Annotated in this window: 13 protein-coding genes; 7 read left to right on the forward strand and 6 right to left on the reverse strand. The window is 59.4% G+C overall.

The window, feature by feature from the left end:
* Nucleotides 1-169 precede the first annotated feature (169 nt).
* Nucleotides 170-826, reverse strand: a complete 657-nt coding sequence (rsmG, locus tag HS961_RS02275; RefSeq protein ID WP_182326188.1) for a 16S rRNA (guanine(527)-N(7))-methyltransferase RsmG — start codon at nucleotides 824-826, stop codon at nucleotides 170-172.
* Nucleotides 823-2,802, reverse strand: a complete 1,980-nt coding sequence (gene mnmG / locus HS961_RS02280; RefSeq protein WP_182326189.1) for a tRNA uridine-5-carboxymethylaminomethyl(34) synthesis enzyme MnmG — start codon at nucleotides 2,800-2,802, stop codon at nucleotides 823-825. Before mnmG ends, rsmG begins: the two co-directional genes overlap by 4 nt.
* Nucleotides 2,803-3,023: 221 nt before the next feature.
* Between mnmG and gstA the strand changes: the two genes are divergently transcribed.
* The 3 genes from gstA to cueR all read left to right on the forward strand — a co-directional run bounded on the left by gstA (nucleotide 3,024) and on the right by cueR (nucleotide 4,458).
* Nucleotides 3,024-3,626, forward strand: a complete 603-nt coding sequence (gstA, locus tag HS961_RS02285; protein ID WP_182326190.1) for a glutathione transferase GstA — start codon at nucleotides 3,024-3,026, stop codon at nucleotides 3,624-3,626.
* Between the two features lie 158 nt (nucleotides 3,627-3,784).
* A complete protein-coding gene (locus HS961_RS02290) occupies nucleotides 3,785-3,979 on the forward strand; it encodes a heavy-metal-associated domain-containing protein (protein ID WP_182326191.1) in 195 nt (64 codons plus the stop codon).
* 2 nt (nucleotides 3,980-3,981) lie between these two features.
* A complete protein-coding gene (gene cueR, locus HS961_RS02295; RefSeq protein ID WP_238347750.1) occupies nucleotides 3,982-4,458 on the forward strand; it encodes a Cu(I)-responsive transcriptional regulator in 477 nt (158 codons plus the stop codon).
* 75 nt (nucleotides 4,459-4,533) lie between these two features.
* Here cueR and HS961_RS02300 read toward each other — a convergent pair whose 3' ends face one another.
* Nucleotides 4,534-5,613, reverse strand: a complete 1,080-nt coding sequence (locus tag HS961_RS02300; protein ID WP_182326192.1) for a recombination-associated protein RdgC — start codon at nucleotides 5,611-5,613, stop codon at nucleotides 4,534-4,536.
* 280 nt (nucleotides 5,614-5,893) lie between these two features.
* On the opposite strand from HS961_RS02300, the gene HS961_RS02305 reads away from it, so the two are divergent.
* Both HS961_RS02305 and HS961_RS02310 read left to right on the forward strand, forming a co-directional pair.
* On the forward strand, nucleotides 5,894-6,484 hold the full coding sequence (locus HS961_RS02305; RefSeq protein WP_182326193.1) for a Spy/CpxP family protein refolding chaperone: 591 nt from the start codon (nucleotides 5,894-5,896) through the stop codon (nucleotides 6,482-6,484).
* Between the two features lie 161 nt (nucleotides 6,485-6,645).
* The gene (locus HS961_RS02310) at nucleotides 6,646-7,209 is read left to right on the forward strand and encodes an acyloxyacyl hydrolase (RefSeq protein WP_182326194.1); all 564 of its coding nucleotides are present in this window, start codon (nucleotides 6,646-6,648) and stop codon (nucleotides 7,207-7,209) included.
* Nucleotides 7,210-10,521: 3,312 nt separating this feature from the next.
* Here the strand turns inward: HS961_RS02310 and HS961_RS02315 are convergent.
* The 3 genes from HS961_RS02315 to HS961_RS02325 all read right to left on the reverse strand — a co-directional run bounded on the left by HS961_RS02315 (nucleotide 10,522) and on the right by HS961_RS02325 (nucleotide 12,302).
* Nucleotides 10,522-10,884 carry an HPF/RaiA family ribosome-associated protein gene (locus HS961_RS02315; RefSeq protein WP_182326195.1) on the reverse strand — a complete coding sequence of 121 codons (363 nt, stop codon included), beginning with the start codon at nucleotides 10,882-10,884 and terminating at the stop codon, nucleotides 10,522-10,524.
* Nucleotides 10,885-11,159: 275 nt separating this feature from the next.
* Nucleotides 11,160-11,723: a GNAT family N-acetyltransferase gene (locus HS961_RS02320; protein WP_182326196.1), complete on the reverse strand. Its 564-nt coding sequence runs from the start codon at nucleotides 11,721-11,723 to the stop codon at nucleotides 11,160-11,162.
* A 108-nt stretch (nucleotides 11,724-11,831) separates the two neighbouring features.
* Nucleotides 11,832-12,302 (reverse strand): FKBP-type peptidyl-prolyl cis-trans isomerase, encoded by a 471-nt coding sequence (locus HS961_RS02325; protein WP_182326197.1) that lies wholly within the window; start codon nucleotides 12,300-12,302, stop codon nucleotides 11,832-11,834.
* Between the two features lie 200 nt (nucleotides 12,303-12,502).
* Here HS961_RS02325 and HS961_RS02330 point away from each other — a divergent pair, with 200 nt between their 5' ends.
* On the forward strand, nucleotides 12,503-13,291 hold the full coding sequence (locus HS961_RS02330; protein WP_182326198.1) for a 3-hydroxybutyrate dehydrogenase: 789 nt from the start codon (nucleotides 12,503-12,505) through the stop codon (nucleotides 13,289-13,291).
* Nucleotides 13,292-13,573: 282 nt separating this feature from the next.
* Nucleotides 13,574-16,264: a penicillin-binding protein 1A gene (locus HS961_RS02335; RefSeq protein WP_182326199.1), complete on the forward strand. Its 2,691-nt coding sequence runs from the start codon at nucleotides 13,574-13,576 to the stop codon at nucleotides 16,262-16,264.
* Nucleotides 16,265-16,297 lie beyond the last annotated feature (33 nt).

Consider the following 16,297-nt stretch of genomic DNA (forward strand, 5'->3'; position numbering starts at 1 on the left):
CCCGCTGCAATGGAAACTTTGAGTGTAAACGACCGCCCCGCTTGCTAGCCAGCAAAAAGCGCGTTGTTACCGGCACAAGCGTCAACAAAAAGCCCCGAAAAATCGGGGCTCTGCGTCCGTCCAAACTGCTGCCGTTTGTGGGGCTGTCGCGGCATGTCGCAGGCGTTGCTTATGCAGCCTGGTGCTGCATCCAGACAATGCAGCGCTCGGCATCAAGCCCCGGCACCTTCAAGGGCTCGATATTCAGCACCTGCACGGTGGCTGGCAACGAGGCCAGTTCATCGTCTGGCTTCTTGGCCTTCATGGCCAGCCAGATGCCATCGGCTCGCAAGGTCTGGGCTGACCAGGCGGTGAAATCCTGCAAGGCGGCAAAGGCGCGGCAGCTGACCACGTCGTACTGCTGGCTGAGTTGCTCCACCCGCGACTGGATGCCATGCAGGTTGCGCAGGCGCAGCGCGGCCGCGACTTGCTGGATAAAGGCGACCTTTTTGCCAACGGTGTCCACACAGCTCACATCCAGCTCGGGCAGGCAGATGGCAAACACGACGGCCGGCAAGCCACCGCCCGATCCCACGTCCAGAAGCTTGGGGGACGCCAAGCCCTTGCCAGCCAGGTAGCGTGCCAATGGCGGCACCGCCGCCAGGCTGTCGAGCATATGGTGGGTCAGCATCTCTTGCGGATCGCGCAGCGAGGTCAGGTTGTAGACCTTGTTCCACTTCTGCAGCAGATCCAGAAAAGCCATCAGCTGCTCGATCTGACCATCGTCCAGTGACAGGCCCAGTTGCCCTACTCCGTCACGCAACGGGGCTTCCAATAGTGCGCTCATGCAGTGGTTACCTCTTGTGCGGTGTTGAAGCCTTTAAAGCCGCCCTTTTTCAAATGCACCATTAGCAAGGAGATGGCAGCGGGCGTGACGCCGGAAATGCGCGATGCCTGGCCCAGGGTTTCAGGGCGGTGGGTTTGCAGCTTTTGGCGCACTTCAAACGACAAGGCAATCACCTGCATATAGTCCAGTTCGGCGGGCAGGCGCAGTTTCTCGTAATGCGCTGCGCGCTCCACTTCGTCCTTCTGGCGGTCGATGTAGCCAGAGTACTTGGCACCCACCTCGACCTGCTCCACGACCGACTCACTCAAACCACCCAGTGTTTCACGTGAAACATCGCTGGATTGGTAGGCGCCTTCGTTCATGCTCATCAAGGTGGCGTAGTCCACACCTGGCCGGCGCAGCAGATCGAACAGGTTGTACTCGCGCTCCATGGCCTTGCCCAGAACACGCTCTGCTTCTTGTGCAGTGACGATGCGTGGGTTCACCCAGGTGGCCTTGAGGCGCTCTGTTTCACGTGAAACAGCATCGCGCTTGCGGCTGAAGGCATCCCAGCGTGCATCGTCCACCAAGCCAAATTTGCGGCCCTCTTCGGTCAGGCGCATATCGGCATTGTCTTCGCGCAGCTGCAGGCGGAACTCTGCCCGGCTGGTGAACATGCGGTAGGGCTCGGTCACGCCCTTGGTGATCAGGTCATCGACCAGAACACCGAGGTAGGCTTCATCGCGGCGCGGCGTCCAAGGGCCTTCGCCCCGGCACTGCAATGCCGCGTTCATGCCGGCAAACAGGCCCTGCGCTGCCGCCTCTTCATAACCGGTCGTGCCATTGATCTGGCCGGCAAAGAACAGGCCTTGGATCTGCTTGGTCTCAAAGCTGTTCTTCAGCGAGCGCGGGTCAAAGTAGTCGTACTCGATCGCATAGCCGGGACGCAGAATGTGCGCATTCTCCATGCCCTTCATGCTGCGCACCAGGTCGTACTGCACATCAAACGGCAGGCTGGTCGAGATTCCGTTGGGGTAGTACTCGTGGGTGGTCAGGCCTTCGGGCTCCAGAAAGATCTGGTGGCTTTCCTTGTCGGCAAAGCGGTTGATCTTGTCTTCCACGCTAGGGCAGTAGCGCGGACCTACCCCTTCGATCTTGCCGGTGAACATGGGGCTGCGGTCAAAGCCGCTGCGGATGATCTCGTGCGTGCGGGCATTGGTGTGGGTGATGTAGCAAGGCATCTGCGCCGGGTGCATCTCCGCATTACCCATGAAGCTGAACACCGGCAACTGGCCTTCGTTGACGCCACCAGGCATGCCATCGCCAGGCTGGGTTTCACATTGGCTGAAGTCGATCGAGCGGCCATCGATACGCGGTGGTGTACCGGTCTTCAAACGGCCCTGGGGTAGCTTCAACTCCTTCAAGCGCGCCGACAGGCTGACCGCTGGCGGATCGCCAGCGCGGCCGGCGGCATAGTGGTTCAGCCCGACGTGGATCTTGCCATCCAGGAATGTGCCCGCCGTCAGCACGACGGTGCGGCTGCGAAAACGGATACCCACCTGTGTCACGGCGCCGACCACGCGGTCGCCCTCCACCATCAGGTCGTCGACCGCTTGCTGGAACAGCCAGAGGTTGGGCTGGTTCTCCAGCATCTCGCGGATCGCTGCCTTGTACAGGATGCGATCGGCCTGGGCACGGGTGGCACGCACCGCCGGGCCCTTGGAGCTGTTGAGGATGCGAAACTGGATGCCGCCCTTGTCGGTGGCCAGCGCCATGGCGCCGCCCAGCGCATCTACCTCTTTGACCAGGTGGCCTTTGCCGATGCCACCAATGCTGGGGTTGCAGCTCATCTGACCCAGGGTTTCGATGTTGTGGGTCAGCAGCAGCGTCTTGCTGCCCATGCGTGCAGCGGCCAGCGCTGCTTCGGTGCCGGCATGGCCGCCACCGACAACGATGACGTCAAATTCTTGCGGATAGGTATAGGGGGTTTGGCTCATGGGGCCTCGTTCCAGGGCTCGCAAAGCATGCGCCTTGCAATCAGTCAGCCCTTCTGCAGCCCTTGGGCAGAAATGGCGAATAGTCGGTTTTGCCCGCTATTTTAATGACTGGGGGGTTTACACGCCGGCAGCCGTGTTATTGGGCCGCATCCACCCCTGCTGCAAAGCCTTGTCAAAAGGGATAGCATGGTTCGGCTTAAACCCTTATCGGAGATTTGTCGATGAAGCTGTATTTCTCTCCTGGCGCCTGTTCGCTGTCGCCCCATATCGCGCTGCTGGAAGCCGGCCTGCCCTTCACCTTGGAGATGGCCAGCACCAAGACCCACCAGCTCAAGGACGGTACCGACTTCTACACCATCAACCCGCTGGGCTACGTGCCCGTGCTGGAGCTGGACAACGGCCAGCGCCTGCGCGAAGGCCTTGCCATCGTGCAGTACATCGCCGACCAGGCGCCCGCCTCCAAATTGGCCCCTGCCAACGGCACCTTTGAGCGCTACCAGCTGCAAGAGTGGCTGGGCTTTATCGGCACCGAGATCCACAAGGGTTTCTCTCCGCTGTTCAACCCCAACATGCCTGACACCGTCAAGGACATGTCCCGCGTGCAAGTGCTCAAGCGCCTCACCTATGTCGATGCACAGCTGGCCGGCAAGGAATTCCTGATGGGCTCGGATTTCACGGTGGCCGACGCCTACCTGTTCACGGTCTGCGGCTGGAGCAAGTTTGTTGGTGTCGATATCAGCGGCCTGCAAAACCTGGCCAGCTTCCTGCAAAAGGTCGGTGCCCGTCCTTCGGTGCAGAAGGCGATTGCGGACGAAAAGCAGTAAACACAGCACAGCGGCTGCCCTGCCATGTTTCACGTGAAACATCACAGGGCATGCCCACTGCCCGATGGTCTGGTCTTGGCAGCAAAGACCCTGCGCTTGACCTTCACACCGTGTCAGCTTTCAAGATCAGGCCATCAACCACCGAAAAGGAAACCCTCATGCAAAACACCTTCCAAGTCCAGGGCATGACCTGCGGCCACTGCGAGCGTGCCGTCACCCAGGCGGTGCAGCAGCTTGATGCCCAGGCCACCGTGCAGATTGACCGTGCCCACGGCAAGGTGGTGGTCGACTCCAGCCAGCCGGCTGACAAGATCGCGGCGGCCATCGCGGCCGAAGGCTACCAGGTCCAGTAAGCATGGCCAGCCCGTCACGCAAGCCTGCGGCTGAGCGGTCCACCGCCTGGCCGGTGTCCATCAGCAAAGCAGCCCAGCTGGCGGGTATCTCTGCACGCATGGCGCGCCATTACGAGTCGCTCAACCTGCTGCCCCATGTCCACCGTACCGACAGTGGCTACCGGCTGTATACCGAGTCGGACGTGCACACCCTCTCCTTCATCCGCCGCAGCCGCGATCTGGGCTTCTCGATGGAGGAAATCGACACGCTCCTCAGCCTTTGGCACGACAAGCAACGTGCGAGCAGCTCGGTCAAGGAGATTGCGCAAAAGCATATCGAGACCTTGCGCGAGCGCATTGCCGCGATGAAGGCCATGGAGCGCTCTCTGCAGGCGCTGGTACACAGCTGCCATGGCGACCAGCGCCCGGACTGCCCGATTCTGGACAGCCTGTCGGACCCTGCGGCCGAGCCCGATACCGCCGGCTGCTGCAAACACTGAACCGTTGCCGGACAGGCCCGGCCATGAAAAAACGCGCTCCGTGGAGCGCGTTGTCGTTGCTGACGTGCCTGAGGATCAGAACGGGCTGGAATCCGGATCGTTGTCCACCGGTGCCGATTTGGGCCCGGTCTGCATGCCTCCGGGCTTGCCAGACGCATGGAAAGGCTGACCCACTGCCGTACCCTGGCTGGTCGGCTTGATGGGCGCTACAGCCCCTTCCCGGGCCGCTGCAGTGGGTTTGTCGCCCCGGTCAGGCAGTTGACCCAGCTCGGTACGGCCTTCGCCGCCCAGCGCCTGGATCAGGTCCGGAATCAGCTGGCTGAACTCACCGGTCGCAATGGCCACATCGGCGTCGAAGCCGCCGTCTTCACTGGCACCTTCCATCACCACATCCAGCAGCGACACCTTTTTGAGCTGCAGGCCCTCGGTCAGCACAAAGCTGACCCGGTCATCCCAGGTCAGTGCCAGCTTGGTGGGCAGCTTGCCCTGGTCGATATGTTCGCGGATCTCGTCGATGCCCAGCGGGTGGCGGGCATAGCGCACCACGGCCTTGGACTCGTCAGCGCTTTTAAGCTCGCACTCCTGGTCAATGCTGAAGCCTGCCGGCGCATCGTAGCTGTGCAGCCAGGCGGACATCGCCCCTTGCGGGCTGTTCTGGGTGTCGATCAGCGCCACGGCAAATCCGGGCGATGCCTCCACCAGCATGGTGATCACCTCATCGGCACGGCCCTGGCTGCTGGTGTCCAGTACCAAGAGGCGCGCCTGCGGATCGAGCCAGATCCACAGCCCGCCCTGCTTGGTAAAGGCCATCGGCAGCAAATCCAGCTTGCACTCGTCCTTGAGCTCCTGCTTTTCCTTCTTGCCCGGCTTGCGGCCTTCCTGGGCTTCAATATGGGCCAGCTTTTCATCGACCTTGCGGTTGAGCACGCTGGCCGGCAGCATCTTGCTCTCGCTCATCAGGCGCAGGATCCATTGGCCGCCGACGGATTCCACCATCGCGCCGTGCTCTTCACCGCGGGGCGGCACCCAACCGGTGGACTTTTCCTGGGTAGCACCGCATTGCTCAAACTGCTGCTTGGCCAAGGCCGCATCCAGCGCGACCAGGTCGGGCTGCCAGGCTTCGGAGATGCGGTAAAAAATCATGTTCTTGAACATGCCATTCCTTTGTTCTGGAAGCTGCTGCCAAGGGCGAGCAAGCTTTAAAAAAACACAAAGCGGCCAGGGTGCGCCGCAATGATCTGCCGTCCATTGTGCCGCGAATCGGGAGCGCCCATGGGCAGTGCGGCGGGCATAACCGCCCGGCTGCAGCCAGCGGCATCCACTACCAAAATTGGTAAATCTTTACACAGCCATACCGGCCCGTGACGGCGCTATTACATGGCAGGCGGACACTGCAGTCATCGCATAAGACATCACAACCCGGAAAGGAAACACCATGTCTCTCTTGCAACGCAGCGCCATCGTGACCGCCATGCTGGCCGGCCTGACAGTCTCCAGCTTCGCCCAAACTCCCGCACCCGGTGCACCCATGGCAGCCCCGGCCGCGCAAAGCGCACCAGCCCCCGCCAAAAAGGCCCATGGCCCTGAAGCGCGCGAGGCCCGCATGGCCAAGCGCATGCAGGCACTCAAGGCCTCGCTCAAGCTCAATGCCAGCCAGGAAGCCGGTTGGGCCAGCTATATGGCTGCGGTCAAACCCCAGCGCCCGGCACCCGGTGACCGCCCTGAATGCCCCGACTTCGCCAAGATGACCACGCCGGAGCGCATTGATGCCATGGCAGCCATGCATGCTAAGCACCAGGCCGCGATGGACCAGCGCAACCAGGCGACCAAGGCCTTCTATGCCAGCTTGACGCCTGAGCAGCAAAAGACCTTTGATGCAGAAACCTTGAAGATGCACGAACGCCGTGGACACGACGGGAAGGACGGCAAAGACGGCAAAGACGGCAAAGACGGCAAGGGCTCACATGGCCACCGCCATCAAGGCCCCAATCCGAAACAGTCTGTTCCGCCAATCGACAGCAAATAAGGCAGGAAGCCTTCTCCCGCCTCGGATCTCTCTCCATCCCCTCCTGCGCAGCCCTCAAAAGCTGCGCTTTTTTATACGCCACAAGTCGTAAGCGGTTGCATACAGACAACATCCTGCTTTTGCTGACAGAAGCCTCTGTAGTCCAGGTGTAACATTATTTAATGCAATACCGCCCCCTTCTCTCCGCTGTCGGCTTGTGCGCGCTGACTGTCTGGAGCGCTTCTGCCCACGCGCAATTCGCTGACAAGCGCAACAGCCCCACCTTGTACCTGCAAGCGGGCATTGCTGAGCGCGATGCCCGCGCGGTCACCATTGGTTCGACCATTCCGATGGATTGGAAGACCTTCTGGTGGGGCCATCCCGTCACCGCCCATTGGGACATGAGCCTGTCCGCCTGGAACTCGGACCGCATGGAGCAAGAAGGCAGCCGCACGATTGCCATCGTCGGCTTGGTGCCCACTATGCGCTTCCACAGCAAGAGCCAGTACCCCTGGTTTGTAGAAGCAGGCCTGGGCGGTTATGTCTCCAGCAAGCTGTACGAGACCCGTGACAAGCGCTTCTCCACCGCCTTCAATTTCGGCACCCATATCGGCGTGGGCTACTTCACCGGCATGCGCCGTGAGAGCGAATGGTCCGTGCGCCTGGAGCATCTGTCCAACGCCTCGATCAAGCGTCCCAACCCTGGCGAGAACTTTGTGCAGTTGCGTTACGCACGGCACTTCTGATCTCTCCCGCTACCCTCTTCCCCTTCATACCGCCTTCTGGCGGTATTTTTTTGCCCGTTGGAAGCCTGCCTATTGGCTGGTGGTGGACCAGTGCCCTGGGCGGCCTCACTGCCATCGCAACGGTAAAGCCGTTCAGCAATAAAGACCAGGCCCATCAGAGCTGCTGGAGCAAGACAATTTACGAGAGACTGTATAAACATACAGCCTCAAGAGAAAGCCCTGTTGTTTGACTTCAAGGTGGCCGATCTATCTCGATAGATGCCCGGCTGATGGAACGTCCCCCAGTGCCCTTTTGGGCCCTCTTGAGACGGTTTCTCCGCTTCTTCGACTCCCAGCCTCACTAGCTCGTTTAAAGCGCCAGCAGGCGCTGCTTCCATGGGGTCGAGATGAAAGGAGAGATTTCTCCAAGCCTTGCCCCGCTCCGCTTATTCAGCTCAGCGCTAGGGATGCTCTGTAAAACGCGTTTCCGCCCAGCTGAATACTTGCAAAACGGCGTCAACGTTAGCGTGAGCAATCCAAAACTATAGCGAACACCTATGCGGGACTGTGCATTTGCGCACAGCGTGCTTTCTGTCATCAGCCACTAGCGCGGCGCGGCAACAAGGCGCAATCCTGCGCAGCACTGAGATCAGGCTCTCTCTGTTGTGTGCTGTTCAGTCGCCAGTACGGCGCCCTCTCCGTTCGAATGGATCTTGCCGAATCCGACTTCATCGATCTGCTTTGAATTTTTCACATTCCGAAAAATTTCAACATATGAAACTTTGCTGAGCGTGCCTTTGGTTTTTCTTTTATTTTCTTTAAAAGAATAGTAGGTAGTAGTAGAAGGGCGGCTGTTTCTGTGGATAAGTAGACTAACGTTTGAATTTTCAAAAGCTTGGAGTTTCTTCAACCGTGTTGATGGTACCCGTCTGTGGCTGTCACTCTAAAGTGGATAAGTACCAGTGCTGGGAAATATCTGTGGATAAGTCGTTTTCCGCTCATTCATTATCCACAAGTAATCTGCGCCGCCAAAATCTCAGCAAGATGTTGATAAATATAAAGTTATCCACAAAGAAAGGAATTCCATGTCGATTGACAGTTCGATTCCGAAATTCAAACCGAGGAAACGCTCGCTGGCAAAAATTCTCCACAGGACCTCGGCTAAATTTGGCGGCTTTGCCGCATCGACAGGTTTGCCTTGAATTCTGTGGATAAGTTTTTTATCTCAGTAAAACAATCATCTTTCCGTCTTTTGGGATGTGTGCACGGCGTCCTTTTCCCGGTGGATGGAAGTGGAGCAAGTTGGATGCCACACCCTCGTCTGTGGATAACTAGATAGTTACTGTCGCTTTATGCAGAGTGTTATCCACAGTCTGTTTAGAGAACACGATTGCGATGTGGTGCTGCGCTGCTGGAAAGACCAAGTAGGCATTGAAAAATACCCTTTCAAATCAATGCATTGGCATTAGGCCGAAGACACCCCTGGTGCGCGAAGACCTGGGTCGGTCAGCGTTGTTGCGCCTTAAAAGTGGTTTGCGGAGGCCAGAAAGATTGCATGTGCAGAACAGGCGCAGGGAAGTCTCTTTGTTCTGGTGTTGGCCTGGCTAAAAAACCTGACTTCCGCACTCCTTGCTCATGACTCTCGCTTCCATGCAGATCTCGCACTTGCAATGCACGGTGGTCGCCGCCGTGTAGACCATGGATTTATCGCTCCGCTGGAGGGGTTCAGCAATGGAAAAAATCAGCAGATGCTGATTCCGGACGAATAGGCATTTTTCGTATTTATAGCTGCTGATGCGATGACGCCTGTGTGTCATGGGCGCCCGTCTGGCGGACCTCACGCACAGAACGGATAAGAGACAGAGGGGCAGCAACTGCACCACAGCGCGGGTATGCCGATCTTTTCGCCGCGAACGACGATTCCCAGCGCATTTGGAGCGCCCAGCATTTTTGGGCGCTTTCGTTTTTACCAGCGCAGATAGGCAGTTTGACCCCGGCGATTTCTTAGCGCATTTCAAAGACTGGAAGCCTGTGATCCAGCGCATCTCCAACAAGAGGCAGCTAGCACCCAGCTACTCGAATAAAGACTCCAACATTTCAATTTGAATGATTCAAATTAACTGAATTGAAAGACCATTTACTTCAAGTTGCCGACAACCCTCTAGCGGGTGAATAGAACCCAGAATGCCACATTTTTATGCAAACTTGTCAAACCCAGCCCTGATGTTGTCAACAAGTTATCCTTGCTGTGCTTGTGAATAATTTTCGCATCGTGAAAAATATCACAATATGAAAAATTCAACGCGGCTAGTTATGCACATGCGCATAAAGGTAACGTGCGTCTACGATGGGGCAAATTTGTGGATAAGTAAAGGACTTATGCATAGAAACGACATAGACGCTCTGAAAGACAGCTTATCCACAAATTGACTCAGTGGTACATGAACAGCAATTTCTGTGCATAACTTCCTAAAGACGGTTTCTACTTATACACAAAAAAATCTCAAGTTATAACTTTAGAACAAGGTATTGGATATTTATACACAGTTCTATGGGGGTAACTTTTTGGCAAATGATTGATGAAAAAATAAGCGAAATTGACCGATTTCTGTGAAATTGATGTGGATAAATCAAGCAAGAGGATAGTCTGGCAATTGCGTATAGGTAGACAAAAATTGGCTACATATCACGGATGTTTGCAAAAAATAGCGTGCTGATATGTCCATTTATGCAAAAAACAAAACGAATGTTCCTGCGTGCTCACTTCGTCAGATCTGTGGATATCTTTTCGATGACGTTTTACTAGGCTCAAAATTCGTCATGTGTGAATAAGCTGTGTGCAATTTCATATGTTGAGCTTATGAAGATATTCACCGATTCTTAGCCATGCGCCGGTACGGTCTGGGCGGTGCGTTCAGCAGATTTGAACGAGGCCTTAGCAGCGACGGTGCGCCGACCGCCGGATCGAGCAGCTGTTTATGAGGTGCCCCGGAACATCCACATCGACATCAACAGCTACAGCTACAGCTACAGCTACAGCTACAGCTACAGCTACAGCTACAGCTACAGCTACAGCTACAGCTACAGCTACAGCTACAGCTACAGCCGCGGACGCTTAAGGCAGCACAGCCGTTGCCAGACACATGCGGGCTTCACGGCTAGGTGGTTTAAGGTGTTGAGAGTGGGACACCCCGGCGCGCTTTAGCGCGGCAAACCCGCAGACATGCTGGCGCCTGCCGGGTAGAAGAAAGGGCGTAGTACAGACGTAAAAAAGCACCGGCTAGCGGTGCTTGGTTCAGGAGGTTGGGCTTACCAGCCCCGGTCCATCAGCCTTCAGGCTTCGGCGTCCTCGTCGGTGGCAGTGCGAATGGTTTCGCGGTTGCTCTTGTCGCGCATCTTGGCCACGTCGGTGTCCAAAGCGCGGTGCAGTTTTTCCAGCGCAGCGTTAAAGGCTTCTGCCACCTTTTCGGCCTCGGCGTTGACGGCCAAGGGTTGCCGACCAGTAGCGCGTGTTTCCATCACACAGCGTTTGCCTTTGCCGCCATTTTTCAGGGCGTCCACATCGGTGAGGTAAACCTCCACCCGGGTGACATATTCACGAAAGCGCGAAAGCTTGTTTTGTACCTCGGTTTGTGCCCATTGGGAGAGGGAATCTCCACCTTGGACATTGTCGCCAGCGTGCACTTGAACTTGCATGGATGTGCTCCTTTCTCGAACGTGCTGGGCGGCGGCCCAGCTTTGACAACCGGATGCTGCTAAGGCAAAAAGCCTTGCGGCACCTGTGATTACATCCTAACGCGCAAAACTGCAACAAAGCCTGCGTCATGGTCAATATGGGTAAAAGCCCTGAGAAAGATCAAGCGTCCTACAGCCGGCCTGGTAGGCATTCGGACGCCAGAGGAGGGCGCCGGTTGGCTTGAATCGATGCGAGCTGACCCATCGAACACTTGCCGTTGCAGGCCAAAGAAGGTTCAGCGTGCTCTGAATGTCGCAGCAGACAAGCGATACAGCACATGGGCGCGCAGTGGGTCACCGGCCTCCAGCGCAAGATGGTCAAAATCGCCGTTCTCGTCGTGCACCATGCCCAGGCGCTGCATCAGGGCCTGCGATGGCAGGTTGTTGCTGGTGGTGAAGGCAACGATCTCCGGCAGCTGCAAGTCATCAAAACCCACCGCCAGCGCAGCCTGTGCCGCCTCTGTGGCCAGGCCCTGGTGCCAGGCATGGCGGGCCAGGCGCCACATGATTTCGACACAGGGAGAAAAAGGCAGCTGGGCCTGGGGCACATGCAGACCCACGATGCCGATAAATTGCTGGTCCTCCAGCCTTTCCACGGCCCAGACGCCCCAGCCGCGCTCCGCCATCAGCGCCTCGCAGCGGTCTGCCATTGCATCGCTTTGCGCGCGGGTCAGCGGCGCGGGAAAGTAGCGCATCACCTCGGGGTCCGCCGTCATCGCGGCAAAGGCCTCCCGGTCTTGCGGCTGCCATTGGCGCAGCTGCAGCCGGTTGGTGCGGGGCTCGATCAGTGGGGTGTTCATAGGTGGTGCTCCAATAAAAAAGCGGCTTGCACGCGTGGCAGCCGCTTGGGTATCAACAACGCCCAGCGCAGAGGGCCGTGCGTTGCACCAGCCCGCTGCGCTGCGTGATCAATGGTGGTGGCCGTGGCCGCCATGGACATGGCGGTGGGCAATTTCTTCTTCGCTGGCAGCGCGCACGTCGACCACCTTGCCGCTAAAGCGCAGCGCCAGGCCCGCCAACGGGTGGTTGCCATCCAGATGCACTTCGGGGCCCTTGATCTTCTTGACGTAGAAGGCCTGTGGCTCGCCGCGCTCATTGGCGCCGCGCAGCTGGCCGCCCACCTTCACGCCAGCGGGGAACTCGCTCTTGGGGATCACGCGTACGAGGCTTTCGTCGCGCGCGCCAAAGGCATCTTCCACGGCCAGATCCACGCTGGTGCTAAAGCCTGCAGCTTGGCCTTCAAACGCCGCTTCCACTTTTGGGAAGATGTTTTCATAGCCGCCATGCAGGTAGGCGAGGTTGCCGCTGTCCAGCGGCTTGCCTTGGGAATCGGTCACCTTGTATTGGATGGTGACGGCGCAGTCTTTGCTGATGTTCATGGTCTTGTTCGAAGAGTCTGGCGAAACCGCAAGTGTAGAGCTTCGCGCTGGGTGAAGGCCAGGCCTGCCCTGATGGCAGGGGCGAGGCCAAGGCTTTGGTGATTGTCATGCAAACGGCTTGCTCTCCTACGGCAGCATGTTGCAGCGCAGCGCGAGACTGGATCTTTGTGACCGCATTTTCGGTCGAAAGGATCAAGAACATGGTTCAGCAACTCGCAGGCAAAGTGGCCTATGTGACGGGCGCCGCCAGTGGCATTGGCAAGGCCATCGCCGATCTGTATGCGCAGCAGGGCGCCAAGGTGGTGATCGCCGATCTGAAGCAGGAAGCGGCCGAGGCGGCGGCCAAGGAGATTGCAGGCAAGGGCGGTACTGCCATGGGCCTGGCGGTCGATGTGACGCAGGAAGACCAGGTCGACGCTTCGGTCGAAGCCGCGGTAAAGGCCTATGGCGGCATCGATATCCTGGTGAGCAATGCCGGCATCCAGATCGTCAAACCGGTGCAGGAATTCACACTGCAGGAGTGGCAAAAGATGCTGGCCATCCAGCTCGATGGCGCTTTCCTCACCACGCGCGCCTGCATCAAGCACATGTATGCGCAGGGCCGTGGCGGCAGCATCATCTACACCGGCTCGGTGCATTCCAAAGAGGCCTCCAAGCTCAAGGCGCCTTATGTGACGGCCAAACATGGCCTGGAAGGCCTGGCGAAGGTAGTGGCCAAAGAGGGCGGCCCGCAAGGTGTGCGTGCCAATGTGATCTGCCCCGGCTATGTGCGCACGCCCCTGGTGGACAAGCAGATCCCCGAGCAGGCCAAGGAGCTGGGCATCAGCGAGGCCGACGTCATCAAGAACGTGATGCTCAAGGACACCGTCGATGGCGAGTTCACCACCGTGGACGATGTGGCGCGCGTGGCGCTGTTTTTTGCAGCGTTCCCCACCAATGCGCTGACGGGGCAGTCGATGATTGTCAGCCACGGCTGGTTTATGGAGTGATGCGGGGCTGCTGCCAGGCCCGCAAGCGCCACGGCAGCAGTTGGGCTGATAGCTGCAAAGTCATATCAGTCGCTAAATCCCCACTTAAATCTGCCAAAGTGCCTGAAATTCTGCCTTGTGCACTAGGCCAGCCGTTGGCAGACCCCTACATTTGTTACATGGTTTGCAGTCTGCTTTGCACAGCCGACAGGCGGGGAAACCCCGCCTGCCCGACAATGGCGGATTGGCCCCAGCAGCCCTGCGCGCAGCGCGATGCCGGCCCAGGCTTTGCAGATTCTTTCCATGGCGATCCCCCTTATTTCCGCTTTGACAACTCCCTTGCGCCGCGCAGCGGGCGCCTTGCCCGTGCAGGCGCGGCGCCTGCGCCAATGGCTGGCCGCGCGCAGCAAAAAGCAATGGCTGCTGGCGGTAGCGGCCTTGCCGGTGCTGCTGCTGCTTTATGTGCTGCTGCTGATTCCGCTGACGCCGTCGATCGGCGATATCCAGAAAAACAAGGTCGAGGCGCCCACCCAGCTGCTGTCGGCTGATGGCAAGGTACTGGCGCAGTACAAGCGCTCCAACCGCGAATGGGTGGCGCTCAAGGACATTTCGCCCAACGTCATCAACGCGCTGATCGCGACGGAAGACCACCGCTTTTATGAGCATGGCGCGCTTGATTGGCGCCGCACCTTTGGCTCGGTGCTGCACACGGCCATGGGCCGGCCCCAGGGCGGCTCCACCCTGACCCAGCAGTTGGCGCGGAATATGTTCCCCGAGGAAATCGGCCGTGCCCGCTCGCTCAACCGCAAGCTCAAGGAGGCCGTGACGGCCTACAAGATCGAATCCGCCTACACCAAGGACGAGATCCTGGAGACCTACCTCAACACCGTGCCCTTTCTCTACAACGCCTTTGGCATCGAGATGGCCGCGCGCACCTATTTTGACAAGCCCGCCCAGAAGCTGAGCGTGCTCGAAGCCGCCACCCTCGTCGGCATGCTCAAGGGCACCAGCTACTACAACCCCGTGCAAAACCCCGAGCGGGCCCAGCAGCGCCGCAACACCGTGCTGGCGCAGATGAACAAGCACGGCAAGCTCAGCGACCAGGATTTTGAAGCCTTCAAAAAGCGCGCCATCAAGCTGGATTTTGAGCGCCAGGACGAGGCCGTAGGCATGGCGCCGCATTTTGCGCAGGCGCTGCGCAAGTGGCTGATCGATTGGGCCGATGCCAACGACTACAACATCTATGCCGATGGCCTGGTGGTGCAGACCACCATCGACTCGCGCGTGCAGCAATGGGCCAACCAGGCCGTGGCGCGCCAGGGCCGCCAGCTGCAGGTAACCGCCAATGGCCTTTGGAGCAACCGCAACCAGTGGACGGCCAAGAACCCGCTGGTGCAAAGCTTTGTGCGCGAAAGCGCCGTCTACCGCCAGGCGGTGGCCGATGGCCAGGACAAGGACGAAGCACTGCAGCGCCTGCTGGCCGATGCCGAGTTCATGGCCAACCTGCGCCAGGACAAGGTACGCGTGCAAGTGGGCTTTATGGCCATGGACCCGCGCAGCGCCCACGTGCTGGCCTGGGTGGGCAGCCGCGACTTTGGCATTGACCCGTTTGACCATGTCTCGCAGGCGCGCCGCCAGCCCGGCTCCACCTTCAAGCCCTTTGTGTACGGTGCGGCGCTGCTCAACGGCGCCTTGCCCAGCGACCAGTTGATGGACGAAGCCGTGCGCATTCCGCTGGGCGGCGGGCAGTTCTGGCGGCCGACCGATGGCGGCCCGCCTTCCGACCAACCGATGACCCTGGCCGATGGCCTGGCCTTCTCCAAAAACACCATCACCGCCCAGGTAATGGCCCAGGTGGGCCCCGCCAAGGTGGCCAAGCTGGCACGCGCCCTGGGCATCCGGGACAGCAAGCTCGAAGAAGTGATGTCGCTGGCGCTGGGTACCAGCCCGGTCACCCTGCAAGAGATGGTCACTGCCTATTCCACCCTGGCCAATGGCGGTGGCTACCGCGCGCCCGTCATGGTCACCCGCATTACGGACCGCGAAGGCAAGGTGCTGGCCGAGTTTGAGCCGCCTGCGGCCGAGCTGGCGCTGGACAGTGGTGTGGCCTATGGCTTGATCGACATGATGCGCGGCGTCATCACCAAAGGCACCGGCCGGGGTGTGGCGCGCTACGGCGTCAGCGGCGACTGGATCGGCAAGACCGGTACCACGCAAGACAATGCCGACGGCTGGTTCATGCTGGCGCACCCGGACTGGGTGGGCGGCGCCTGGGTCGGCTTTAACGACAGCCGCGTGCAGCTCAACGACTACTGGGGCCAGGGCGCCCACAGTGCGCTGCCTGTTGTCGCCGAGGTAGCAGCCGCATCGCAGCGCGGCAAGCTGGTGCAGGCCCAAGCCCGGTTTGAGATGCCCGCCGAGAACAACACCTTTGTGCAGCGCCTGCGCAGCTGGATGCTGGGCTTTGGCGACAACAAGCAACCGGTCGATCCGTTTGAGCAACCGCCTGCGATGCAGCCGCTGCCCGATCGCGGCAATCCTGGTGATGCGCCGGTCATCGACGATCCCGAGGCCCGGCCCATAGGCCAGAGCGGCGCGGGCCCGCGCGGCCCGAGTGGCGACGGCGACTTCCCCGGCTTCCAGAACAACCCGCCAGCAGCGCAGCAGCCGCAAATGCCTGCGCAACGCCCGGCCGATGCGGGCCAGCCGCAACCCGGTGTCGTGGTGCCCGGCGCATCGTCCAACCCGGTGCCATCCAACCCGGCACCGGCCGCACCCGCCTTCCCCGGTAGCGCCAGCGCGCCGCAGGGCCAGTCCTCGGGCAACCCACCACCGATTGAGCGCGGTGTGGTCGTCTCGCCGGTGTCATCCGGTACCGTGGGCCAGCCCGTGCCAACGGCCGATGGCGGCATGGTCTGGCGCCGCGCGACCCCGTCCGGCACGGCCGCGCCGCAGTCCGGCAATGCAGGCATTGCCGCCAGCGAGATCAACTGACAAATCTGCCTATTTTTTCATCAACCATCAGGA

The sequence above is a fragment of the Comamonas piscis genome (genome assembly GCF_014109725.1).
Classification (GTDB): Bacteria; Pseudomonadota; Gammaproteobacteria; order Burkholderiales; family Burkholderiaceae_C; genus Comamonas; species Comamonas piscis.